The following is a 20,128-nucleotide window of genomic DNA, read 5'->3' as shown; positions in this document are numbered from 1 at the left end:
GGAATATTATTTAACCGGCACGCGTCACATAATTTTCGTCACCTCACCGCGTACAGGCGTAAAAAAAGCAGCCATCTGGCTGCTTTATCACTTCATTCGTTTCAGCTTCCGCTGCCGCTCAGGCGGAACATCGCCACCACATCGTGCAGATGGTGCGCCTGTTTCTCCAGCTCGCCGGAGGACAGCACCGACTTCTGCACCAGGTTAACGTTCTGCTGCGTTACGCTGTCCATCTCTCGCACGGCCACGCCCACCTGCCCGATCCCCTGGCTTTGCTCAACCGATGCGCTGGCAATCTCGCCCATAATATCGTTGACCTGCTTCACGGCCTTGAGGATCTCATCCATCGCTTCCCCGGCCTTTTTCACCTGCTGCGAGCCGGTGTGAATATTGCTGACCGACTCATTCAGCAGCGTTTCAATCTCTTTTGCCGCCCCGGCGCTGCGGCTCGCCAGGTTACGCACTTCGCTGGCAACGACGGCAAACCCTTTGCCCTGCTCTCCCGCCCTTGCCGCCTCGACCGCCGCGTTCAGCGCCAGGATGTTGGTCTGGAACGCAATGCTGTTAATCACCGTGGTGATATCAACGATTTTATTCGCGCTGCTGGCAATAACATCCATTGTCTTCACCACCTGCTTCACCGATGCCCCACCGTTCACCGCCGTGTTGGTGGCGTTCTGCGCGAGATGGCTGGCGTGGTTCGCGTTGTCGGCATTGAGCTTCACCGTACTGTTCAACTGCTCCATGCTGGCGCTGGTCTGCTCCAGCGCGGCGGCCTGTTGCTCGGAACGGGATGACAGGTCGGTATTTACCCCGGAAACCTCGGTGGCACTGGTGCGAATCGCATCGGCGCTGTCCCGAATGCGGCTCACCGCTTTTTCCCAGTTATCCTGCATTTGTTGAATAGGCGGCACCATCAGGCCAATGCAGTTACGACCCAAATCCGGCAGCGCCGTGGCCAGTTCGCCCCGCGCCAGGACATGCATGTGATTACGGATTGTATTGACCGGCTTCACCAGGCAAAACCACAGGTAGCGTTCGGTAAAAAGGGTAATCGCAATACTAATAGCGATTGAAAGCATCAACATCAGCTGGGCCATGTTAATCCATGCCAGCTGGTCCGGGCTCAGCGCGAGCTGCTGCTTGAGGTTGTGTAAAAGCCAAAGCGTCGCGCCCGCGACGCTTATCCAGGCTAACGTCGAAAAGACTTGTATCAGCACCACCATCGCGCGGATTTTTATATTGCGAATCACATTCATCTGTCTGGTTCCCCGGTCAAAAATAAAATGCACCTCCTGTGCGGCTTTAGCGGCGCGCGTCCTGATTTATTCCCTCGTATACCTGCATAAGTGAAATTAAATCGCGCCGTAGCGCTATTGTCGGCACGTTTCAGCAAAACTTGACGCGTATTTGATCAAAAAATCGCCGCGCATTTTGTGGGGAATTTACGTTAGGTGAAATGTTTTTATGCCGTAATTTGAATTAAGGATTATTTAAAATTCGAAATTTATAGAATCCGTTACCCACAGCAGTGAACCGACTTTTCTGACCGCCCCGCGTGCTACCATAAAAGCGGTTAAGCATGAGGTATTAATAAAGATGAAGCGCATTTATCTGGCCGTTGCCGCCCTGTTCCTGGGTGGATGCACCGTAAGCAAAACGCCCGTCCCGCTCAACGCTAACGAGCCAGCCGGCGTTGTTCGCCTCGCCTATAACCTGCCGCCGCTTCAGACGGCCAAAGTGGACAAGTTCCTCGCACAGTCAACCGCCTCGCGCCAGTGCCAGCAGTGGGGCTATGCCAGCGCGCTCCCTTACGGCAGCGACGTCAAAACCTGTACGACCTACAGCGGCACTCTTTGCCTGAATACCCAGGTTGTGCTGGAGTACCAGTGCCGTGGCGTGAGCGGGCCACAGTATGCGGGCGTCACCAGTAACTGGTAATTCCTGAAAATTTCTCTATTTTTAGTGACATCCAGCCAAAGAGAATCCTGACGCCAATGTAACCCTTCCTGACGATAACTTTCTCGCGCTGCCGTTTTCAAAAACGGCGGCTTGACGCTGTTTATTCATCAGGAACTTACCATGATTCTTTTGCTGCTACGCGCCCTGCGCCAGCACCGCTGGTTCACGCTACTCGGGCTTGCGCTGCTGTTTTCATCGATTGGCAACGGCCTGACCTACGTTCTGGTCTTCAGCCAACTTTTAAACAGCCATGCCACGCCCGCCTGGCTTTCTCTCGCCTACGTGCTCGCCCTCGCTCCCGGCTTACCCGCCAGCTTCTTTGGCGTGTGGTTATTAAAACGTTGGCCGGCGTTTTCCGTACTTATTCTCGGCGAGGTACTGGGCCTCGCAGGCCTGATCCTGCCGGGCATTGCGCTACTGGTTGACCACCCGGCGATGCTGCTGTTAAGCCAGGCCGCGGCGGCGTTTAGCACAGGTATGACGGTGCCGGTGCTCAGCCAGCTCTTCAAACAAGGATTATCCAAAACACTGATGCCCGCTGCCGCCGGAATTGAAACGCTGGTATTCGCCGCCAACGTGATTTTCGGCGTTGGCATAGGCACGCTGCTGTACGGCCATATCAGCCTTTGGCTTATGCTATTGATGGATGCGCTCAGCTTCACCCTCGCGACCGGTTTGCTATGGCGAGCTGCCGTCTCGTTTACCACGCAGAGTGACGAGGAACAGGAGTCCGCTCAAGACGAAAGGTTTAGCTGGCGCGGACTGCCGCCGGGGCAAAAACGCAGCCTGCTGTTGCTGCCCAGCCTGGCGCTCGTTGGGGCTCCGGTGATGGCGTTGCTCCCGGCACTTGCGCCCGCATTGCCTGGCGATAACACCGACAACGGGCTCATTCTGCTGTTTGCCCGCAGCGTTGGGCAGCTCTTAGCGCCGCTGGTTCTCAGCGAGAAACAGGTGCGTTACCGCGCCAGCGCCACGTTACCCCTGATGCTGGCGCTCTTACTTTTCACGCTTTGTTATTTCACCGTCGCTGTGTCAGGCAGCCTGTGGATTGCCGTGCCGCTTATCGTTATCGCCCACCTGTTCAGCAACTGGTTCTATCTGGTGGCAACGCTTAACGTGATGGACAGCTTTCCCCCCGGCCAGGTTGGCGCGGCAATGGCCTCCAGCTGGCGCCTGCAGCTGGGTCTTACGCTCGTCGTCCCGCTAGTCACCGGGATGATTGCAGATCGCTTCCCCGCGCAGTGGGTGCTGCTCGGGAGCGGCATCACCGGGATTATTCTTGCCCTGTTGATGCTCGGTGACTTGCGAAAAACACCAAATTGTAATTTGATAGCGCGGCGGAATCATTCCGCACTTAATTTTAATAATGATGATGACAGTAAGACAGGTGGATAATGGCATTTTATAAAGCAACACTTGCAGGGGCATTAGCCCTGGTGCTGGCGGGCTGTGTGGCCCCGGCAAAAACGACCACGGCGGTTACGGCCCCGGCTAAGCAGTGCCAGGTCGGCGACGCAATGACGCAAACCACGCTCTATTTCGGCATTAGCCGCCCATCCGGCGCGATAATTACCGCGAACGAGTGGCGTAGCTTTGTGGATAAAGACGTCACCCCACGCTTCCGCGAAGGGCTGACTGAGTATGACGCCAAAGGCCAGTGGCTGAATGCGAAAGGCGAAGTGACGCACGAACCGAGCAAGGCGATTATGCTGATCCGCGGCAGCGATGCTGAGAGCAGTAAGAAGGTTGACGAGCTGCGTGCTATCTATAAAACCCGCTTTGCGCAGGAATCTGTGATGCGCGTTGACCAGCCGGTCTGTGCCGCATTCTGATCGTTCTTCGTTAAACAAACGGCGGTTTCCCCGCCGTTTTATTTTACAGTACCAGGCCGGCAAACGCCGCCGACAGCAGGCTGACCAGCGTCGCGCCGTAAACCAGGCGAAGGCCAAAGCGAGAAACCACGTTCCCCTGCTTTTCATTCAGCCCTTTAATGGCGCCGGCCACAATCCCGATTGAAGCAAAGTTAGCAAACGACACCAGGAAGACGGACAGGATCCCGAGGCCACGCGGCGACAGCGTTGCCATGATCTTTTGCAGCTCAATCATCGCCACAAATTCGTTAGCCACAAGCTTGGTTGCCATAATTCCGGCCGCCTTCAGCGCATCCGCCTGAGGAATACCCACCAGCCAGGCAAACGGATAGAACACGTAGCCAAGAATTTGCTGGAAGCTCATGCCAAAGACCGTGGCAAACAGCGCGTTAACGGCGCTGATAAGCGCAATAAAACCAATCAGCATCGCCAGAATAATCATCGCTACCTTGAAACCCGCGAGGATGTACTCCCCCAGCATCTCGAAGAAGCTCTGCGACTCGTGCATCTTCTCAAGCTTAATTTCTGGCTCAGCGCCCGGACGAGTCGGGTTGATGATAGACAGGATAATAAAGGCGCTGAACATATTCAGAATCAGCGCAGCCACCACGTACTTCGGCTCCAGCATCGTCATGTAGGCCCCGACGATCGACAGCGAAACGGTGGACATTGCCGTGGCGGCCATAGTGAACAGGCGGCGAGAACTCAGGTCGCCCAGCACGCCCTTGTAGGCAATGAAGTTTTCTGACTGGCCCAGAATCAACGAGCTGACGGCGTTAAACGACTCCAGCTTGCCCATGCCGTTCACTTTTGAAAGCAGCGTGCCGACGATGCGAATAATAATAGGCAGAATGCGGAAGTGCTGAAGAATCCCGATCAGCGCAGAGATAAAGATTATCGGGCACAGCACGCCGAGGAAGATAAAGGCCAGCCCGGCTTTGCTCATTCCGCCGAAGACGAAATCACTGCCCTGTCCGGCAAAGGTCAGAAGGTGGCCAAAGAAACCGGACACGCCGTTAATCACCCACAGCCCGCTGTCGGAGTGCAGGAAGAAGAAAGCCAGCAGGCCTTCAATAACGATAAGTTGTAACAAATAGCGGACACGGATGGTTTTACGATCGAAGCTCACCAGCCACGCCAGCCCCATGATGACAACAAGTGCGAGAAGAAAATGAAGAATATTCATGTGCAGTCTAGTTTTGAAAGAAACGTATTTAGCCACACCTCCTGCGCCAGGTAAATGGCGGGCTTAAGAATATTTAGCCATAAGTTTTTCCAATGACAACATACGCTTACTCTTAGCATGGTTATCATTTCAACCGCAGAATATGACGAGTTTATTACCCATTACATTGGCGTATAATAAAGAAACGGAACAAGATTAATTCTCATTATTAATTCGCAACGTCACAAATAAAATAATAGTAACAACCATTCTCATTACACTAATATAATTAACATTTTCTTTGCATTCGGGAAAATAAATAATTAAAGTAGCGCCATATTAACGCCCCCCACAAATTATGGAGCCTGTGATGCTGAAGACGGAAATGATTGAAAAACTGAACGAGCAGATGAACCTTGAACTCTACTCCTCCCTGCTCTATCAGCAGATGAGCGCCTGGTGCAGCTATCACAGCTTTGAAGGGGCCGCCGCCTTCCTGCGCCGCCATGCTCAGGAAGAGATGGAACATATGCAGCGTCTGTTTGCTTATTTAAATGATACCGGGAGCATGCCGCGTATTAACGCCATTCAGTCCCCGTATTTAGAATATGCTTCGCTGGATGAATTATTTAAAGCCACCTACGAGCACGAGCAGTTAATTACTCGTCAGATAAATGAGCTGGCCCACTCCGCAATGATTTCTCAGGATTATCCAACCTTTAATTTCCTGCAGTGGTATGTTGCCGAGCAGCATGAAGAAGAAAAACTGTTTAAATCCGTGCTGGATAAACTCAGCCTGGTAGGTAAAAGCGGCGAAGGCCTGTACTTCGTTGATAAAGAGCTGGCAACCCTGGACACCCAGGCTTAATTGCTCCTAGTCAGCAGGCCTTACGGCCTGCTGATTCTATTTTAGTGCAGCGAAGCCCCATCGCGCTGGCTGTGCCAGTAGCCATAAAGCGCAAGCGCTGCAGGTTTAATTGCCTCGATGCTTGCCAGAAACGCTTCCGGCGTCAGGTTCTCAAACTGCTCTTCATTCTCTATAAGCCCGTGCAGCGCAATGGCATCCAGCTCAGGCTGAAGCTCAGCGGGCAGCGCAGGCCAGCTTTCCAGTGAAACACCGCGCATATAGCCGTAGCACCACTCTTCAACAATCGTAATTTCACGGTTGTCTACTTCGCTGGTGCCAAACAGCGGCTCAAACTGCCCAGGATATTCTGCCAGACGCTCCGCAATGTCATTCATGTGCTGGAACACGAGGACGTTAAAGCGGGTAAGTTCTTCTTTGGACTCCCACTCAGGCTCAACATCACCGCCCCATACGGCCCGCAGCACGGTGGCAGGCTCGATCGTTTTAGGGCCAGAAAGGACTGCCGTGAGCAACCCATCCAGTTCGGCCACGTCAATCACCGAATGCGCGGTGCCGTACTTCAGCAGCACATCATCAAGCCAAATAATTTCGTCTTCGTTCAGCGGTCCCTGGGTCATCTGTGGGCTCCTCATTTCGCGGTTTTAAAAAATGTAGCGCATTGTACCCGTTCCTTGCCCGAAAGGTTATGTTCCATTACGTCGGCGTCAGGCATTCCATCAGTAAACAGCGGGTTTTATCACAGAGTTGAGGGCTGTGCTGTAGCGCCGGCCACACGCTGCTATGGTCTGAATCAGGCACCGTCAACAAGGCATGTTTCCCCTGGCGCGAGGCTGAGTCATAAAGCCGCGGCGGGATCTCTGCCGGAATCACCCGATCTTCAGCGGCGGCAATCACCAGGACATTACCGCTAAATTCAGACACAAGCTGCCACGCATCGCTTTCTTCCCAGCTGCGCGGCTGACGAATGATGGTGGAAAATTCAGGCCCAAAATTTACTCGATACGCCGCAGGATGATACACGCCGGGCACCATCAAGATCAGCGCATGCAGAGGAACAAACTTGCTGAGATGCAGCGCGTTGTAAGCGCCCATACTCACGCCCATGCAAGCGGTGAGCTGAGAACCCAAACGATCGGCTATTGCTCTGGCCTGCTCTGTACGGCTAATCAGTGAGGAATGAGACAGCTCGCCGCCGGTTTCCCCATGACCGATGCAGTCAAACGCCGTGCTGCCAAAGCCCAGCTCCGCCATCAGATGCCGGTATTTCAAGCCGGCCTCACGGTCTTTTGAGCCACCGTGGATCATCAACACGTGGCCTTTACTGCCGTATATGCTGTCGGCCTGGAGCCTGTGGCCCTGAAAATCAACGTCAAAAGCGTGGCGGGAGGTGGTGTTCATGGCTGCCTGATGGAGTGCTAATGAATGGCTTAGCATGGCATTTTTTAAGGGAAACGGACAAAAAACAAAGGGATTAATTTCAGGCAGGCAAATCGCAGGCAATAAAAAACCACCCGAAGGTGGTTTACACGACACTGCTTATCATTGATTTTATTCTTTTTATTCCCATGGTACCCGGAGCGGGACTTGAACCCGCACAGCCATAAGCCGAGGGATTTTAAAAACTATCAATGAACCTTGTAAATCATAACGTTATGACTTACAAGGCATTTACTAATGATGATATACGGTGATATCGGGTGATAGTTGGTATTCTGCTGCCACTATTTAAAGAGCCAAATTTAACTGATCTCTACCGTAGTGGGATGCAGGAAAAGCATCGCGAGGGATAAAATCAGGCGGCAACTTGTCAGCGCCAGTGCGTTTTGATACTTCTCTTTCAACGCTGTTTAGTGTGGTGAATGACCGACTGCACTCCATGTTATTACACTGGTGATATTGCCGGATTGTCATATCGGTAATTTTACGGCTGGTACGGGTGCGGGCCATGGCACCGCAAAAAGGACATCTGAACATAATGGTGGCTCCCCTGTGGGAGTTGAACTCCATTACATTTTATTCACTTTCTGCAATCCAGTCAGGTATTTTTGCTTCAAGCTCCAGTCGGGTGGTAAAGCCGTTATCGTCTATCACGTGTTCAACGCGTGAAATAACCCAGTCCTGATTATCTATTTCATCCTTAAAACCGCTCACCGTGACGTGCATTTCCGGGTAAAGCTCGGCGCGGCCACGCGCCAGAGTGATAGAAAATTCAGCCGCACCGCGTTGAAGTTGTTGCCATTTAGCCGCAGCGGCGCGCCTGGCGGCGCCTTCGTTCTGATATGTCTTGCGCATAACATAAACGTTACCGTCCGCGCCCTCCATGTAGTCGCCCTCACGGCTGCTGCTCTTCTCTTTTTTTGGCTTGGCTGGTTTACGCCGCCTGACGCTGACTTTCTTCTTTTTGCCAAAATTCAGATCCAGCCAGTACGCACGAACGCCGGTATAAGCATCCCTGTCGGCAATGCGGAAACGGTGCCGGTCGCCGCTCATTCTGGTCACGCTGGCAGAGGGCAATGCTTTACCGCTGGCCGTCACACCTCCACCTGGCAGGATAAACAGTAGGCTGTTGTTCTTCACCGTGGCAATGGCACCCAGCATTTCCGCCATGCGGGTAAGGAATGACATATCGCTTTCCTGCGTCTGGTCAGCATGGTCAATCTCAATATTCATGAGCATTTCACTGATCTGCGCTTTCAGGCCGTAACGATGGGCAATAGCAGAGATAACACGTTCAACGGTCACGTCATGCCAGGAGACTTCACGCTTGACGTTGAACTCTTCCCGGAAATCAGCGCTACGGGCCGTAACGCCAATAGTGTCTGCCGGGCCTTCGTGTGAAACCTCATCAACCGTGTATAACCCCTTATAAATCAGAGGTTCTCCCATCCAGCCAATTGACACCGCAAGCTCAGCCCCGCGCGGCGGCAGGGCAGCCATCCCGTCAGTATCATCAATGGAAATCGACAGCTGATCGGCATCAAAGCCCCGGTTGTCCGTCAGTGACAGCGACAAAATCCTCTCGTCAAGCTGCGTCAGCGCCTTGCCTCCCATCGTGATGCTAAAACCCGGACTCTTTACCGCGTCGGTCAACGACTCGTTGTAGCTGCTGGCGGCGTCTTTGATTGATTCGGTCAGGTCTGTAAATGCCATGCTTCCCCCTTATTTCGACGGAGGATCCCACGCGCGCGGGAGAGTCCAAACCGGTTTTTGTTGTCACCGTCCGGCCAGACCCTGAATGACGTGAGCGGGCGGTAAACATGAGGGATTATCACTGCGAACTCAATAACGTAATGGTGGCAAACATGCCTGAACAACGTTTCCACGGCGTACGCGTCCGGGAGAATACCGACCTGGTGACGGCTATCAATGACATTGATTCCAGTGTCATTGGGGTTGTTGCCGTGGCGGATGATGCCGACGCGGAAACCTTTCCCCTGAATACCCCCGTGTTACTGACGCGGGTGAGCAGCGTGCTGGGCAAGACGGGTAAGACCGGCTCCCTGTACAAGACGCTCAAAGCCATCTCAGACCAGACAAGCCCGAAAGTGATTGTTGTGCGCGTGGCAGCTGCAAAGAGTGAAGAAAACAGCAAATCACAAGCACAGCTCATCATGGGCGGCACGGAAGAAGACGGCAGTTATACCGGTATGTACGCCTTCCTGACGGCTGAACAGAAGGTCGGCTACCGCCCACGCATTCTGGCTGTGCCGGACTACGACACGGAAGAAGTAACTTCTGCTCTGTGTGTGATTGCGCAGAATCTGCGGGCGTTCGTCTACGCCGGGTGCCATGAGTGTAAAACGATGGCTGAAGCTATTGCCTATCGCGCGACCTTCGCCTATCGCGAACTTATGCTTATCTGGCCTGACTTTATCGCTTACAACCCGGTGTCCGGGGAAAACGAAGTGTTCCCCGCGCCGGCCTACGCGTGCGGCCTGCGCTCGCTGATTGACAACAATCAGGGCTGGCATAAGTCACTTTCAAACGTGGCAGTTAATAACGTGTTGGGGATTTCGCGTGATGTTTTCTGGTCACTTCAGGCCGAAGACAGCGACGCCAACGAACTGAATAACAAGGAGATCACCACGCTTATTAAGCGTAATGGTTTCCGCTTCTGGGGCAACCGCACCACGGACACCAAAGACTATATCTTTGAAGTGTTCACCCGTACTGCGCAGATTCTGGCTGACAGCATTGCTGAAGCCCAATTCGAGGATGTTGATGCCCCGCTAACCCCGACCAACGTCAAAGACGTTGTCAGTGGTATCAACGGCAAGCTCAGCTCGCTTGTCACGCTGGGGCGATTAATTGGTGGTGAATGCTGGTTTGATATTGTCGACAACCCGACAACCGGCCTTAGTCAGGGCCAGGTGCGCATTCGCTACAAATACACGTCTGTCCCGCCGATGGAAGATCTGACGATGTATCAGACCTTCACCGATGAATACTTTGAACCCGCGTTCTCTTCGCTGGGAGGTGCATAAATGGCTGTCCCTCATAAACTGCGCCTGTTCACCTGCTTTGTGAACGGCAGCAACTGCATCGGCAAGGTGACGTCAGTGACGCTACCAAAGCTGACGCGCAAGACTGAGGATTTTCAGGGGGGCGGGATGATTGGCGCCGCCGCCGTGGATCTCGGTCTGGACGGTGGCGCACTGGATACCACGATGGTGGTTGGTGGCCTGGTGCAATCCCTGCTGCTCAACTACTGCGGCGACATTGACGAAACCCGCTTCCGTTTTGCCGGTGAGTATTACACCGATGGCGAAAGCCTGCTCGTTGAGGTTGAGCTACGCGGCCGCATTACCGAAATGGACGGCGGCGAGAGCAAGCAGGGTGAAGACACCTCAGTCAGCTACACCATGAAGAATACTTATTACAAGCTCTCTATTGACGATAAGCCAATGTTTGAGTTTGACCTGCTGAACTTCATCTACAAGAAAGACGGCAAAAACATCTACCCTGACCGCATCATGTCTGCGCTGGGCATGGGCAACTGATTAACCTGATAAACGGTGGCACGTCAGTGCCGCCAGGAGCACGCCACAATGAGCAAGAAAACTGATAACGCCATCCCGCTAACAAAACCTGTTGTCCGTGGCGAGGAAAAAATTACTCAGATTACGATCACCGACGAAATCAAACAGGCCGGATCTCTGCGTGGCCTGAAGCTGGTCAACGTGATGAATATGGATGTGGATTCGGTTGCGATACTGCTGACCCGCGTCACGTCACCACGTCTGAAGCTGACGGAAGTTAACGAAATGGACACCCGCGATTTTGTGAGCCTGTCTGAAGCCTTAGTCCCTTTTTTGACGCCTGCGGGGTCTGGAGCACCGAACGAGGCGGAGACGGAGAATCAGTAACGCTGTTGCGATTTGACCTGATTGACGATCTGGTTGCAGATATCGCCGTTGTTTTTAACTGGCCGCCCTCTGAAGTCTTCACGATGGAGCTGGGCGAAGTCATAGCCTGGCGTGAGCGGGCGGCTGTCCGAAGTGGAGCCAGTGACAGTGAAAAGCCTTAATATCCGCGTCGCGTTCAGCGCGATCGATAAACTTACCCGCCCGGTCAATGCCGCCCGCCAGAGTGCGGGCGGTTTATCTGAATCCCTCAAAAAAACGCAGTCCAGCATTAAAGATTTGGACAGCCAGTCCCGCACGTTCAACCGTCTGCGTGACAGTGTGCAAAAGACCTCCCGCAAAATCGACGACGCCAGCCGGGCCTATGAAGGGCTGAATAAAGCACAGCGGGAAGGCACGCAGCTCACAGACAGGCAACGGGAACATATGGCCGCGCTGGCGGCAAAGCTGGAGCGTCTTAACTCGGCACGTACCCAGGAAATGGTCAAGCTACGTGCTGCCTCGCAGGCACTGCGCAGCCATGGTGTCTCACTGGTCGGCAGTGACCGGACGATTCAGAGCGCAATCCGCCGCACCGAACAGTACAACCAGACACTTGAGCGGGAACGGCGACAGCTGGCCGCTGTCACGCAGGCACGGGCGCGCTATGACCGAATGCAGCAAACGGCGGGCAAGCTTCGCGGCGGTGGCACGATGGCGCTGGCCGGGGCCACTGCGGGCGGCTATGTTGCCGGACGTTTTTTATCTCCCGCCGTGAATTTTGACCGTGAAATGTCCCGCGTGCAGGCGCTCACCCGTATAGATAAAAAATCTACCGACTTCTCTGCACTGCGAGATCAGGCTAAAAAGCTGGGGGCTGAAACGCAGTTCACCACAACTGACGCCGCCAGCGGGCAGGCTTTTCTGGCGATGGCCGGCTTCACACCGCAGGCTATTCAGGCAGCGTTACCTGGCGTGCTGAATATGGCGCTGGCCGGTGGTATGGAGCTGGGCGAAAGTGCCGATATCAGCTCAAACATCCTGTCTCAGTTCCGGCTTGATCCAAAAGAGATGGATCGCATCAGTGACGTTCTGACCGGCGCTTTCACGCGAACCAACACCGACCTGCAAAATATTGGCGAGGCAATGAAGTACGCGGGGACGGGGCTCTCTAACCTTGGCGTCAGTGTCGAGCAGACAACCGCCATGATCGGCGTGATGGCAAACGTGGGCCTACGCGGCAGTATCGCCGGGACAGGATTGCAGGCCACATTTTCCCGCCTTGCCGCGCCTACAGGTAAAGCAAAGTCCGCCCTGAAAGAGCTGGGCGTAGAGGTTGCTGACGCCACGGGGAAAATGCGCCCTGCTGAAGTGGTTCTCACCGATCTCTATAAAAAAATCAGCAAGTACGGCGATACCGACAAGCTCTCGTTCTTCAAGGACATTGCCGGGGAAGAGGCAGCTAAATCATTCCAGGCGCTGGTTATGTCTGCCGGGAGCGGTGAACTTCAGAAGCTGCTGGGTGAACTGAAAAACGCCAAAGGGGAGGCGCAAAAAGCCGCCAAAATAATGGCGGATAACCTTGATGGTGACCTGAAAAACCTTGATAGCGTCTGGGAAGGTTTCCGCATCCAGATCAACGATTTGGTTAACAACCAGCTGCGCGGCCTGACCCAGGGGTTGAGTGACGTGGTGGGGAACATGACGCAGTGGGCGAAAGAAAATCCAAAGCTCGCCCAATCCCTGCTGGTTGTCGGCGGCAGCGTTCTGGCACTGACCGCCGCCATTGGCGGCACGTCGCTGGCGGTTGGTCTGCTCATGGGCCCACTGGCTAAGCTTCAGTTGGGCTTTACCCTGCTGACGGGAGGGCGTGGCATTGGCGGAACGGTTGCCATGCTTCGCAGCCTTGGGACTGCCTCCGGCCCTGCGATGGCAAGCGTGCGCGGATGGGGGCCGCTCCTGACGTCATTAACCGGGAATCTCCGGGGAATATCACTTATCACCCCAGGCATTCGCGCCGGGCTATTGGGGGCATTTATGGCACCCGGTGCGGCAATAGGCTCGGTGGCTAAAGGCATTGGGATGTTTGCCCTGCGCCTGACTGGCCTGCCAGCGTTATGGGGGCTGGTAACGTCTGCTGTTTCAATGCTGGGCGGGGCACTGTCCCTGCTGTTTAGCCCGATTGGTTTAGTGGTCGCGGCATTTGTCGCGGCGGGCCTGCTTATCTGGAAATACTGGGATCCTATTAAGGCATTTTTCATTGGGGTCTTTACCGGAATTATGGAAAAGCTTGCCCCGCTGCGTGAAACCTTTGAGAGTTTCAGCCCTGTCTTTGATGCCATCGGGAACGGTATTAGCCAGGTGTTTAACTGGTTCAGGTCGCTCCTTACGCCGATGGAGGCCAGCAAGGAAACGCTGGATAAATGCGCCAGTGCCGGTGAAATCTTCGGTAACGTCCTGGGTGGTGCTCTACAGCTTGTCCTGGCACCCGCGAAAATGTTGCTGGACACACTGGCATGGATACTTGAGAAGCTTGGTGTACTGCCTGACGAAGCGGAGAAAGCACGGAAGAAGATAGAAGATGCTCAGCGAATGGCAGTGCTTCAGGACAAGGTAGCGCTTCTTCAGGGTGATATTACGAAGGTGGCCCCCAAAAAGGTTGAGGTGAAAACGCCTCCTCCTGGGGCAGCGCAACCGGCATCACCGCTGACCGGTGATAACGGCACCATGCGCCGGTTGCAGAGCATTGATAACAACACCAAAACGACAGCCGACAATACGAAGAAAATCGGCCCCGGCGATATCGTCTTTAAGAACCTGCCTCGCGCCCTGGCCGTCCGTGGAGAGTGGCAGGAATCGCGCCTTGCCAGCACGACTACGGCAGGCGGATTAAGTGCCCGTCCTGCCGTGGTCGCGGCTTCCTTGCCCGTGAGGCAGGCTGAACTTCAGCCTGTCAGCCGTGGTGCCAGCAGCGCGCCAGCTGTCAGTGGCGGTTTTACGGGTGAAATTCATGTTCACCTGCACGGTGTTGACCGGCAGGACGCGCGCGAAATCGGGCGGATAGCCGCCGATGCGGTAAATGCAGAGCTGGCCCGCCGTGAACGGCTCAGCCGGGGCAGTTTCAAAGACAGAGATTAAGAGAGGACAGCACCATGATGATGGTATACGGAATGTTTGTATTTGAGTTGAGGACGCTGCCTTATCAGCAACTTCAACATTCACTGAACTGGCGCCACGTCAAAAATGATCGCATCAACCGATCGGCTAAATGGCAGTACATTGGCGCTGGTGAAACGCAGGTGAATTTGAACGGTGTACTTTACCCTGAAATTACGGGCGGCGATGTATCTCTCACGCTGCTGGCGACGCAGGCTTACACCGGGCGACCCTGGCCGCTCATCAGTGGTGCTGGGCAGATTTACGGGATGTATGTGCTGACCGGGCTACAGGCGACACACACAGAGTTTGACCGTTACGGAAAGGCGAAAAAAATAGAGTTTTCGATAAGTTTCCAGCGCTGTGATGAAGACCTGCGCGAGCGTCTCCAAGCGTCGTCGGTTGGCGACCTGCTTTCAGGCCTGAAAGATAAAGCCACGTCTGCCTTTAACGCTGCCAGCAGTAAGCTTTCTGGCCTGTTCTGACATCACCCACATAAAACTAAAGCGGGCAATCGCCCGCTTCTTTTTTATCTAACACTGTTATAGCTGGCATTGCTGCGGCACTGTCAGAAATAGCTGTACTCGATACGCACGGCCAACACCGTTAGAAATGGCAGTGCGTGCCGGAATCAGGCTTTATTCAGGCTTCGCCGGCCAGTTGATATCAGGTGATTTGGACGTATCCACCGCCTGCACTGCCTTGATGTATTTCATCCAAGCTATCAGCCTGGCATTATCTTCATTGCTGATAATGTCTAATTGTAGCTCCGTCTGCCAAAGACTGATCGTTGCCTGCGCCTCAATCAGTAAGGCGGCTTTCTGTTGCTTTGCTGCTTCCACATTTGCCGCGTGCTGCGCTTCAGCATCAGTCACCCACTCAGTACCGTTCCACTTATCATAAGGTGTGTATGGTGCCTGTGTGGTCGTGCCTTCCGGGTAATTGCCTGGTAAAGCAACGATTACCGCCTCACCTGATTCAGTGCTGTATACCTTTTCACCACGGTGATCGGCGACGTATTCCCAGCTGGTAAAATCCGCTGTCCGGCAAATAGCTAAACCCACTTTGTTTTCACCGGGTGCGTCAACGCATGAGTTAGCAGGAATACCTACGCCAACGGGCAGATATTCAAAGGACGAAGAAAGATATTCGCGTGTATCGCCATCGTAATTAAATACGGCAATTTCCCCGGCCACCGTAGCAATAAGTTCGTCGTTTAATTTTGCTTTCGTCATTATACAGCCCTCACGATGTAGTTAAATGCAATGTTGCGGGGCCTTGTTTCGCTTCCCCCTGTAGGGGTTGCGTATAGCGTATCGACATCGCCGCCAGGAATTACAGTCTTCGAATGAACAATAGACAAATGATCAGCTCCGGGGCTGTCGGCGTTGGGCGACTGGTTAACAAACGCATCATCCTGACGACGATGAACTTTATGCTCGTGGCGTTCTATCATCCCCGCCTGAGCAGACAAAAGAGCACGACCGGCATCAATGCCGCGACCATCATCCCAGCCACGAATAAACTCACCGCGTAAATCAGGAAGTGCCCCCGAGGGATAAACCATGCCCAGGAGAGGATATTTAGCTTTATCGAACGTTGCACCATTGCATTTAAGCCAGCCGTCTGGCGGCGTTACCTTCGGCCACGGAAGCGGAAAACCTGCCGGAAAATATTTATCAAAATCCGATTCAAGCAAATACTGCGTATGTGGATCATCCGCGGCAATATGCACCGCCAGCTGCCGATCAATATATGACTTAACTTCTATGACAGCATCATCAACATATTTACGGGTTGCCAGTACCACGGACGGGTCGATTTTCAGCGTCACCGCCTCGGTGCTGCTGACAATCAGGATCACACGGATGACCTGCACGCGCCCGCTACCTTCCTGTAACTGCGGCTTATAGGTTTCAGCACAGTTAGCGACCGCAATCATATCGCCGTCTTTATCAAACAACCCTATTTCGCGAACCCACCACCCGCCGACATTCTCAGGGATCACCAGCTCGGCAATAATCTGGCTGATGTTTACCGGGTCAATGGTCAGCATATTCAGTGGTGCCCGGCGTTGTTCATGCACAAGCGCAGTTTGCGCCGGGTTTGGCGTGGGTAACACGCCATTGCCATCACCCACAGCCATCTGGGTGATCTCAACTTGTGCACCCAATGCCGTGGCGTTTGCCAGCTTTGCCGCCCCTATGTTGGTTAACAGGGCAAAATATTTAGTCGCCACTTGCGATCTCCACAGTATCAATTAAATGGACTGCCGCGCCGGTGTAGTCGCCACCGCCCACGGATAGGGTTTCAGGGAAATAGGGATAAACGGTCAGCGTATCGCCGATATAACAACCGGCGCCTACCGTTGCGTACCCCTGGGCCTGCAATGAAAGAGACAGGCCGGTAAGGTGACGGCTTCTCGGTTTGGCATCGTCAATAAGGCGTTCAAGCTCCCGATAGGTTTCCTCTGTTATCCCCTGGTCCTGAATGCCGATTTCTAATTTGAAGGTTCCCGGCTCTTCGCCGCTTTGCCACCATTCGATCACACGCAGAAGAAAGCCGAACGGTTCGACGACGCGGCGCAAAGCGGAAATCGTGCCTTTCTGGCGGTGAACCAACCAGGCCGCCTTTATCACCTGCCGTTTAGTTTGCTCCGACCAGTTTTTATCCCAGCGATCAACGGACAGCGCCCAGGCAAGGTAGGGAAGCAGGTCGACAGGGCATTCATCCGCGTTCCACAGCTTACGAAGGTTAACGGGGGTGCCGGTGATCCGTTCCGTCACTTTCTCTGTGTTACGCATAAAGCCACTGGCTGAAGGCGGCAGCATATTGTTATTCATCCGTTCCCCCGCTACCGATAGCAAAGGATTCGCACCGCGCCGCCTGCGTATCATCAGTAGCGATATCGCTGGCAGGCTCAAGCACTTCAACCCGCTGGACACCCTGAACATGTAGCGCCGCCATAATGGCGGAACGCGCAACATCACGGCCAATTTTTCCCTGTGCCTTCAGCCAGGACTGAAGCGAGAGCTGCGCAGCGTTATGAATGGGCTCAGACTCCGGACCAGGGTAGAAATAGAGCAGAGCGTTAATCTTATAATTCACGATTTCCGCCGCCTGCACGGTAAGACGGTCAGCGACCGGCCGCTTATCATCGGCAGAAAGCGCCTTGTCGACGGTAGCCAGCAATTCCGCACTGGCGGAGCCGTCACCTTCGGTGGACAGCACCGAAACCACCACCACGGCTGGCGATGGGCTGATCGCTTTGGCGTCCGCCACTTTGCCGCTGGCACTTTTGGCAAAATATTCATATGCACCTGTTGGCCCCGCCACGCTCAGCCCTTCAAATGCGGCCTGCGCACGTAGTCGCAATGACGTATCACTTTCCGTTACCGCGTCAGTGGTTGCCGTCTCCGGGGTGATGATCAGACGTTCGGTGTTCAGGTTTGCTGCGAGATTATCAAGATCGGACGATACGGCATGGCTCAACATGCACGCCGCTGCACCGTCATTAATCCGCTGCCTGAGCATCATTTCACGGTAGGCAACCACCTGGGCGATCACGTTCAGCGGTTCCGACTCCAGCTCCAGCGCGGCGGCAACGGATGCCTGCTGTTCCTGCGGGAATGCCGCAAGCATGACGGTTTTGACCTCGCTGAGAGTGACTTCAAAGTCCAGAACTTCGATAATCTGAGGCTGCGGTAGCTGCGATAAATCAACGGTTGCCATTGCTGCCACTCCTGATCGTTAGCGTTGTGCCTGCCGTCTGCATGGTTTCGGTGATAATGCCGACCAGCTCAGCGTTAACAGCACCATCCTTTGAATAACTGATATTGATGCCATTCAGGGCGATACGCGGTTCCCACATCGCCAGGGCAATCACCGCCGCGCTCATGCATTGCAGGCGGGTTGTTTCGTTCTGCGGCGAATCAAGCAGGTCCGGCAGCAGGCTACCGTAATCCCTGCGCATTACCCGGCTTGCCAGCGGCGTGGTCAGCACGTCGCGTACTGAATTCCACAGCTGATCGGTATCGGTAAGCTGGCCGGTGCTGTTCGGGTTCATCCCTGTATAACGCACTGTCATTGCGGCCCCTGGGTGTTGCTATTGCCACCCTGCACACCGCCATGTACGTGTGAGTGAAGCGTCACGCCATTAGACGAAAGCGAGCCATCAGAATGGGAAATATCACCCTTCATCGTGCCGCCTTTCACCGCTTCAAATGTCTGCGTTTTCAAATGGCCCGCACACTCCACCAGGGGGGTATCAAGCGTAACTTTGACGGATGCGCTTATATGCGCGCTCTTAACGCCCTTGACTTCCAGCTCGCCCGCATTGGCGTCATAGCGAAACGACGCACCGTCTGGCGCGGTCAGCACGACTTCTTGCAGGCTCCCGCCAGGGGCAGGGTTATCGCTGCTGTACAAGCTGCCGATAATGACCGCCGTTTCTGGGTTGCCACCAATACAGCCCAGCCAGACCTGTTCACCGACTGAAGGCGGTATCCAGATACTGAAGGCTCCGGCACGCGTTGTATTCCAACGTAACCAGTCGGTCTGAAGCTCGCCGCTTTGCACCCGCACAAGCCAGCGTTCCTCATCGACCGCGATAATGACGCCTACACGAAGAATATTCTCCAGCAGGCGGAGCAGTTCGGCACTCATCGGGTGGCACTCCCCAGGCTGTTAACCACCTGTTCCGTAATCGTACGTTCATCAGCGCCGGTAAAGCCCAACAGCTCACGCACCGGATATTTAGCAAACGCCCCTGTCCCGACCTGATCGCGCTGCCCGTACTGGTGCACGCGGGCAATCCGTGCGGCCACGCCGTCATAACCCACGGATGCCCCGGTTGCATCAGCGCGCATCTTGAGGAAACGGTAGTTACGCAGACGCTGGAACATCGGTACTTTCTTCGTGGTATTGCGGCGTAATGAGCGCGTATTAATTTCGATATAGCGTTCAATGTCGCTGCGATAAAACGTGCGAATATCGCCGCGCTCTTCGTCAAAGCCGGTAATGGTGCGACCGTATTTTCCACGCCCACCGTGCCAGTTCTTGAGGCGACGAACTTCTCCCTGCCAGACGAAAACAATGCCCTGCTGTGAACGCAGTACCCTGCGGCGACGTGTCGCATAGGGTGAGCCTTCCGGGTTTTGCTGGGCTTTGATGCGTTGCTGCTGGCTGCGGCGGAGCGCCTGCCCAACGGCACGGGCTGTCTGCATACGCCCGGACGGCGAAGCGCCCGCCAGTATGTCGCTGAATACCTGATCCAGTTCGCGGAACAAATCACTGCTCACTGTCCACCTCCCACGTCACAGCATCAAAGATGCCCCGCCAGTCATCCCCGTCAGAAACAATGCGGGGTTTAGGTTCCGGCAAATGCTCAGCGCGGGGGATCCCGTTTTCATCCAGCGTGACCCTGACGCGCTCACGTATTGGCATTTCGAACAGAATGTCGGCGGTGTCGTCGTTGTTGATGACTGTCGTGAATTTAATGTCCCGGTTCTTCTCCGGGTTTAACAACAGGTCTGGCTGGTTGTGCCAGAGCCAGGCCATAAGCGGCAGCGTGAAATCATCAATATCACCGGCAAAATTCATCACAAACAGCACGAGGGTATAGCGGTACATAAACGAAGGCGTCTCGCCGGTCGTCTCAATGTTCCCCTCTTCCACAAAAACAGTGAAAGCTTCAGGATTGGCTCTGCACCATTTGTTTGCCCTGGTCAGGGTTTCACGCAGGGAGTCGGCTTTAAGCATGACG

General features: G+C 54.4%; 24 protein-coding genes. 10 read left to right on the top strand and 14 right to left on the bottom strand.

Features of this window, described 5'->3' with window-relative positions; genetic code table 11:
• Positions 1 to 101 precede the first annotated feature (101 nt).
• Entirely contained in the window at positions 102 to 1,259 is a 1,158-nt protein-coding gene (locus HX778_RS08135) for a methyl-accepting chemotaxis protein (RefSeq protein WP_038481705.1), read from the bottom strand.
• 340 nt (positions 1,260 to 1,599) lie between these two features.
• Between HX778_RS08135 and yecR the strand changes: the two genes are divergently transcribed.
• From yecR to HX778_RS08120, 3 genes are all read left to right on the top strand, one after another.
• Positions 1,600 to 1,941 carry a YecR family lipoprotein gene (yecR, locus tag HX778_RS08130; protein WP_038481702.1) on the top strand — a complete coding sequence of 114 codons (342 nt, stop codon included), beginning with the start codon at positions 1,600 to 1,602 and terminating at the stop codon, positions 1,939 to 1,941.
• A 141-nt stretch (positions 1,942 to 2,082) separates the two neighbouring features.
• Positions 2,083 to 3,357 (top strand): hypothetical protein, encoded by a 1,275-nt coding sequence (locus HX778_RS08125; protein WP_176981744.1) that lies wholly within the window; start codon positions 2,083 to 2,085, stop codon positions 3,355 to 3,357.
• Positions 3,357 to 3,794: a DUF3574 domain-containing protein gene (locus HX778_RS08120; protein ID WP_038481697.1), complete on the top strand. Its 438-nt coding sequence runs from the start codon at positions 3,357 to 3,359 to the stop codon at positions 3,792 to 3,794. The genes HX778_RS08125 and HX778_RS08120 overlap by 1 nt, the downstream gene beginning before the upstream one ends.
• Before the next feature lie 43 nt (positions 3,795 to 3,837).
• Here HX778_RS08120 and HX778_RS08115 read toward each other — a convergent pair whose 3' ends face one another.
• The gene (locus tag HX778_RS08115) at positions 3,838 to 5,019 is read right to left on the bottom strand and encodes a NupC/NupG family nucleoside CNT transporter (protein ID WP_176981743.1); all 1,182 of its coding nucleotides are present in this window, start codon (positions 5,017 to 5,019) and stop codon (positions 3,838 to 3,840) included.
• Between the two features lie 349 nt (positions 5,020 to 5,368).
• On the opposite strand from HX778_RS08115, the gene ftnA reads away from it, so the two are divergent.
• Entirely contained in the window at positions 5,369 to 5,866 is a 498-nt protein-coding gene (ftnA, locus tag HX778_RS08110) for a non-heme ferritin (RefSeq protein WP_038481694.1), read from the top strand.
• Positions 5,867 to 5,907: 41 nt separating this feature from the next.
• On the opposite strand, the gene HX778_RS08105 is transcribed toward ftnA, so the two are convergent.
• The 4 genes from HX778_RS08105 to HX778_RS08090 form a co-directional block, all read right to left on the bottom strand.
• Positions 5,908 to 6,483, bottom strand: a complete 576-nt coding sequence (locus HX778_RS08105) for a UPF0149 family protein (RefSeq protein WP_052049034.1) — start codon at positions 6,481 to 6,483, stop codon at positions 5,908 to 5,910.
• A gap of 76 nt (positions 6,484 to 6,559) precedes the next feature.
• Complete coding sequence (locus HX778_RS08100) at positions 6,560 to 7,264, bottom strand: alpha/beta hydrolase (RefSeq protein ID WP_176981742.1); 705 nt, start codon at positions 7,262 to 7,264, stop codon at positions 6,560 to 6,562.
• A 327-nt stretch (positions 7,265 to 7,591) separates the two neighbouring features.
• Positions 7,592 to 7,840, bottom strand: a complete 249-nt coding sequence (locus tag HX778_RS08095) for an ogr/Delta-like zinc finger family protein (protein WP_176981741.1) — start codon at positions 7,838 to 7,840, stop codon at positions 7,592 to 7,594.
• A gap of 39 nt (positions 7,841 to 7,879) precedes the next feature.
• The gene (locus HX778_RS08090; protein ID WP_370527373.1) at positions 7,880 to 9,016 is read right to left on the bottom strand and encodes a phage late control D family protein; all 1,137 of its coding nucleotides are present in this window, start codon (positions 9,014 to 9,016) and stop codon (positions 7,880 to 7,882) included.
• A gap of 152 nt (positions 9,017 to 9,168) precedes the next feature.
• Between HX778_RS08090 and HX778_RS08085 the strand changes: the two genes are divergently transcribed.
• From HX778_RS08085 to HX778_RS08060, 6 genes are read left to right on the top strand one after another with little or no spacing between them, the layout of a single operon-like run.
• Positions 9,169 to 10,350, top strand: coding sequence for a phage tail sheath family protein (locus HX778_RS08085; RefSeq protein WP_176981740.1), 1,182 nt, complete (start codon positions 9,169 to 9,171; stop codon positions 10,348 to 10,350).
• The gene (locus HX778_RS08080; RefSeq protein WP_176981739.1) at positions 10,351 to 10,866 is read left to right on the top strand and encodes a phage major tail tube protein; all 516 of its coding nucleotides are present in this window, start codon (positions 10,351 to 10,353) and stop codon (positions 10,864 to 10,866) included.
• A gap of 48 nt (positions 10,867 to 10,914) precedes the next feature.
• Positions 10,915 to 11,232 carry a phage tail assembly protein gene (locus HX778_RS08075; RefSeq protein WP_176981738.1) on the top strand — a complete coding sequence of 106 codons (318 nt, stop codon included), beginning with the start codon at positions 10,915 to 10,917 and terminating at the stop codon, positions 11,230 to 11,232.
• A 5-nt stretch (positions 11,233 to 11,237) separates the two neighbouring features.
• Positions 11,238 to 11,393 (top strand): GpE family phage tail protein, encoded by a 156-nt coding sequence (locus HX778_RS08070; protein ID WP_032424037.1) that lies wholly within the window; start codon positions 11,238 to 11,240, stop codon positions 11,391 to 11,393.
• Positions 11,380 to 14,346 carry a phage tail tape measure protein gene (locus HX778_RS08065; RefSeq protein ID WP_176981737.1) on the top strand — a complete coding sequence of 989 codons (2,967 nt, stop codon included), beginning with the start codon at positions 11,380 to 11,382 and terminating at the stop codon, positions 14,344 to 14,346. The genes HX778_RS08070 and HX778_RS08065 overlap by 14 nt, the downstream gene beginning before the upstream one ends.
• A gap of 14 nt (positions 14,347 to 14,360) precedes the next feature.
• Entirely contained in the window at positions 14,361 to 14,849 is a 489-nt protein-coding gene (locus tag HX778_RS08060; protein ID WP_176981736.1) for a phage tail protein, read from the top strand.
• A 153-nt stretch (positions 14,850 to 15,002) separates the two neighbouring features.
• On the opposite strand, the gene HX778_RS08055 is transcribed toward HX778_RS08060, so the two are convergent.
• Genes HX778_RS08055 through HX778_RS08020 form a run of 8 tightly spaced genes read right to left on the bottom strand, consistent with a single transcriptional unit; the run spans position 15,003 to position 20,124 of the window.
• Positions 15,003 to 15,599, bottom strand: a complete 597-nt coding sequence (locus tag HX778_RS08055) for a tail fiber assembly protein (protein WP_176981735.1) — start codon at positions 15,597 to 15,599, stop codon at positions 15,003 to 15,005.
• Entirely contained in the window at positions 15,599 to 16,603 is a 1,005-nt protein-coding gene (locus tag HX778_RS08050) for a phage tail protein (RefSeq protein WP_176981734.1), read from the bottom strand. Before HX778_RS08050 ends, HX778_RS08055 begins: the two co-directional genes overlap by 1 nt.
• Entirely contained in the window at positions 16,593 to 17,207 is a 615-nt protein-coding gene (locus HX778_RS08045; RefSeq protein WP_176981733.1) for a phage tail protein I, read from the bottom strand. The genes HX778_RS08050 and HX778_RS08045 overlap by 11 nt, the downstream gene beginning before the upstream one ends.
• Entirely contained in the window at positions 17,200 to 18,096 is an 897-nt protein-coding gene (locus tag HX778_RS08040) for a baseplate J/gp47 family protein (RefSeq protein WP_176981732.1), read from the bottom strand. The genes HX778_RS08045 and HX778_RS08040 overlap by 8 nt, the downstream gene beginning before the upstream one ends.
• A complete protein-coding gene (locus HX778_RS08035; RefSeq protein WP_176981731.1) occupies positions 18,083 to 18,451 on the bottom strand; it encodes a GPW/gp25 family protein in 369 nt (122 codons plus the stop codon). The genes HX778_RS08040 and HX778_RS08035 overlap by 14 nt, the downstream gene beginning before the upstream one ends.
• On the bottom strand, positions 18,448 to 19,029 hold the full coding sequence (locus HX778_RS08030) for a phage baseplate assembly protein V (RefSeq protein ID WP_176981730.1): 582 nt from the start codon (positions 19,027 to 19,029) through the stop codon (positions 18,448 to 18,450). Before HX778_RS08030 ends, HX778_RS08035 begins: the two co-directional genes overlap by 4 nt.
• Positions 19,026 to 19,664: a phage virion morphogenesis protein gene (locus HX778_RS08025; RefSeq protein ID WP_176981729.1), complete on the bottom strand. Its 639-nt coding sequence runs from the start codon at positions 19,662 to 19,664 to the stop codon at positions 19,026 to 19,028. The genes HX778_RS08030 and HX778_RS08025 overlap by 4 nt, the downstream gene beginning before the upstream one ends.
• Positions 19,654 to 20,124 (bottom strand): phage tail protein, encoded by a 471-nt coding sequence (locus tag HX778_RS08020; protein ID WP_176981728.1) that lies wholly within the window; start codon positions 20,122 to 20,124, stop codon positions 19,654 to 19,656. Before HX778_RS08020 ends, HX778_RS08025 begins: the two co-directional genes overlap by 11 nt.
• Positions 20,125 to 20,128: the final 4 nt, after the last annotated feature.

The sequence above is a fragment of the Cedecea sp. P7760 genome (genome assembly GCF_013386425.1).
GTDB classification, from domain to species: Bacteria; Pseudomonadota; Gammaproteobacteria; order Enterobacterales; family Enterobacteriaceae; genus Cedecea; species Cedecea selenatireducens.
This window is presented reverse-complemented; position numbering and strand designations above follow the sequence as displayed.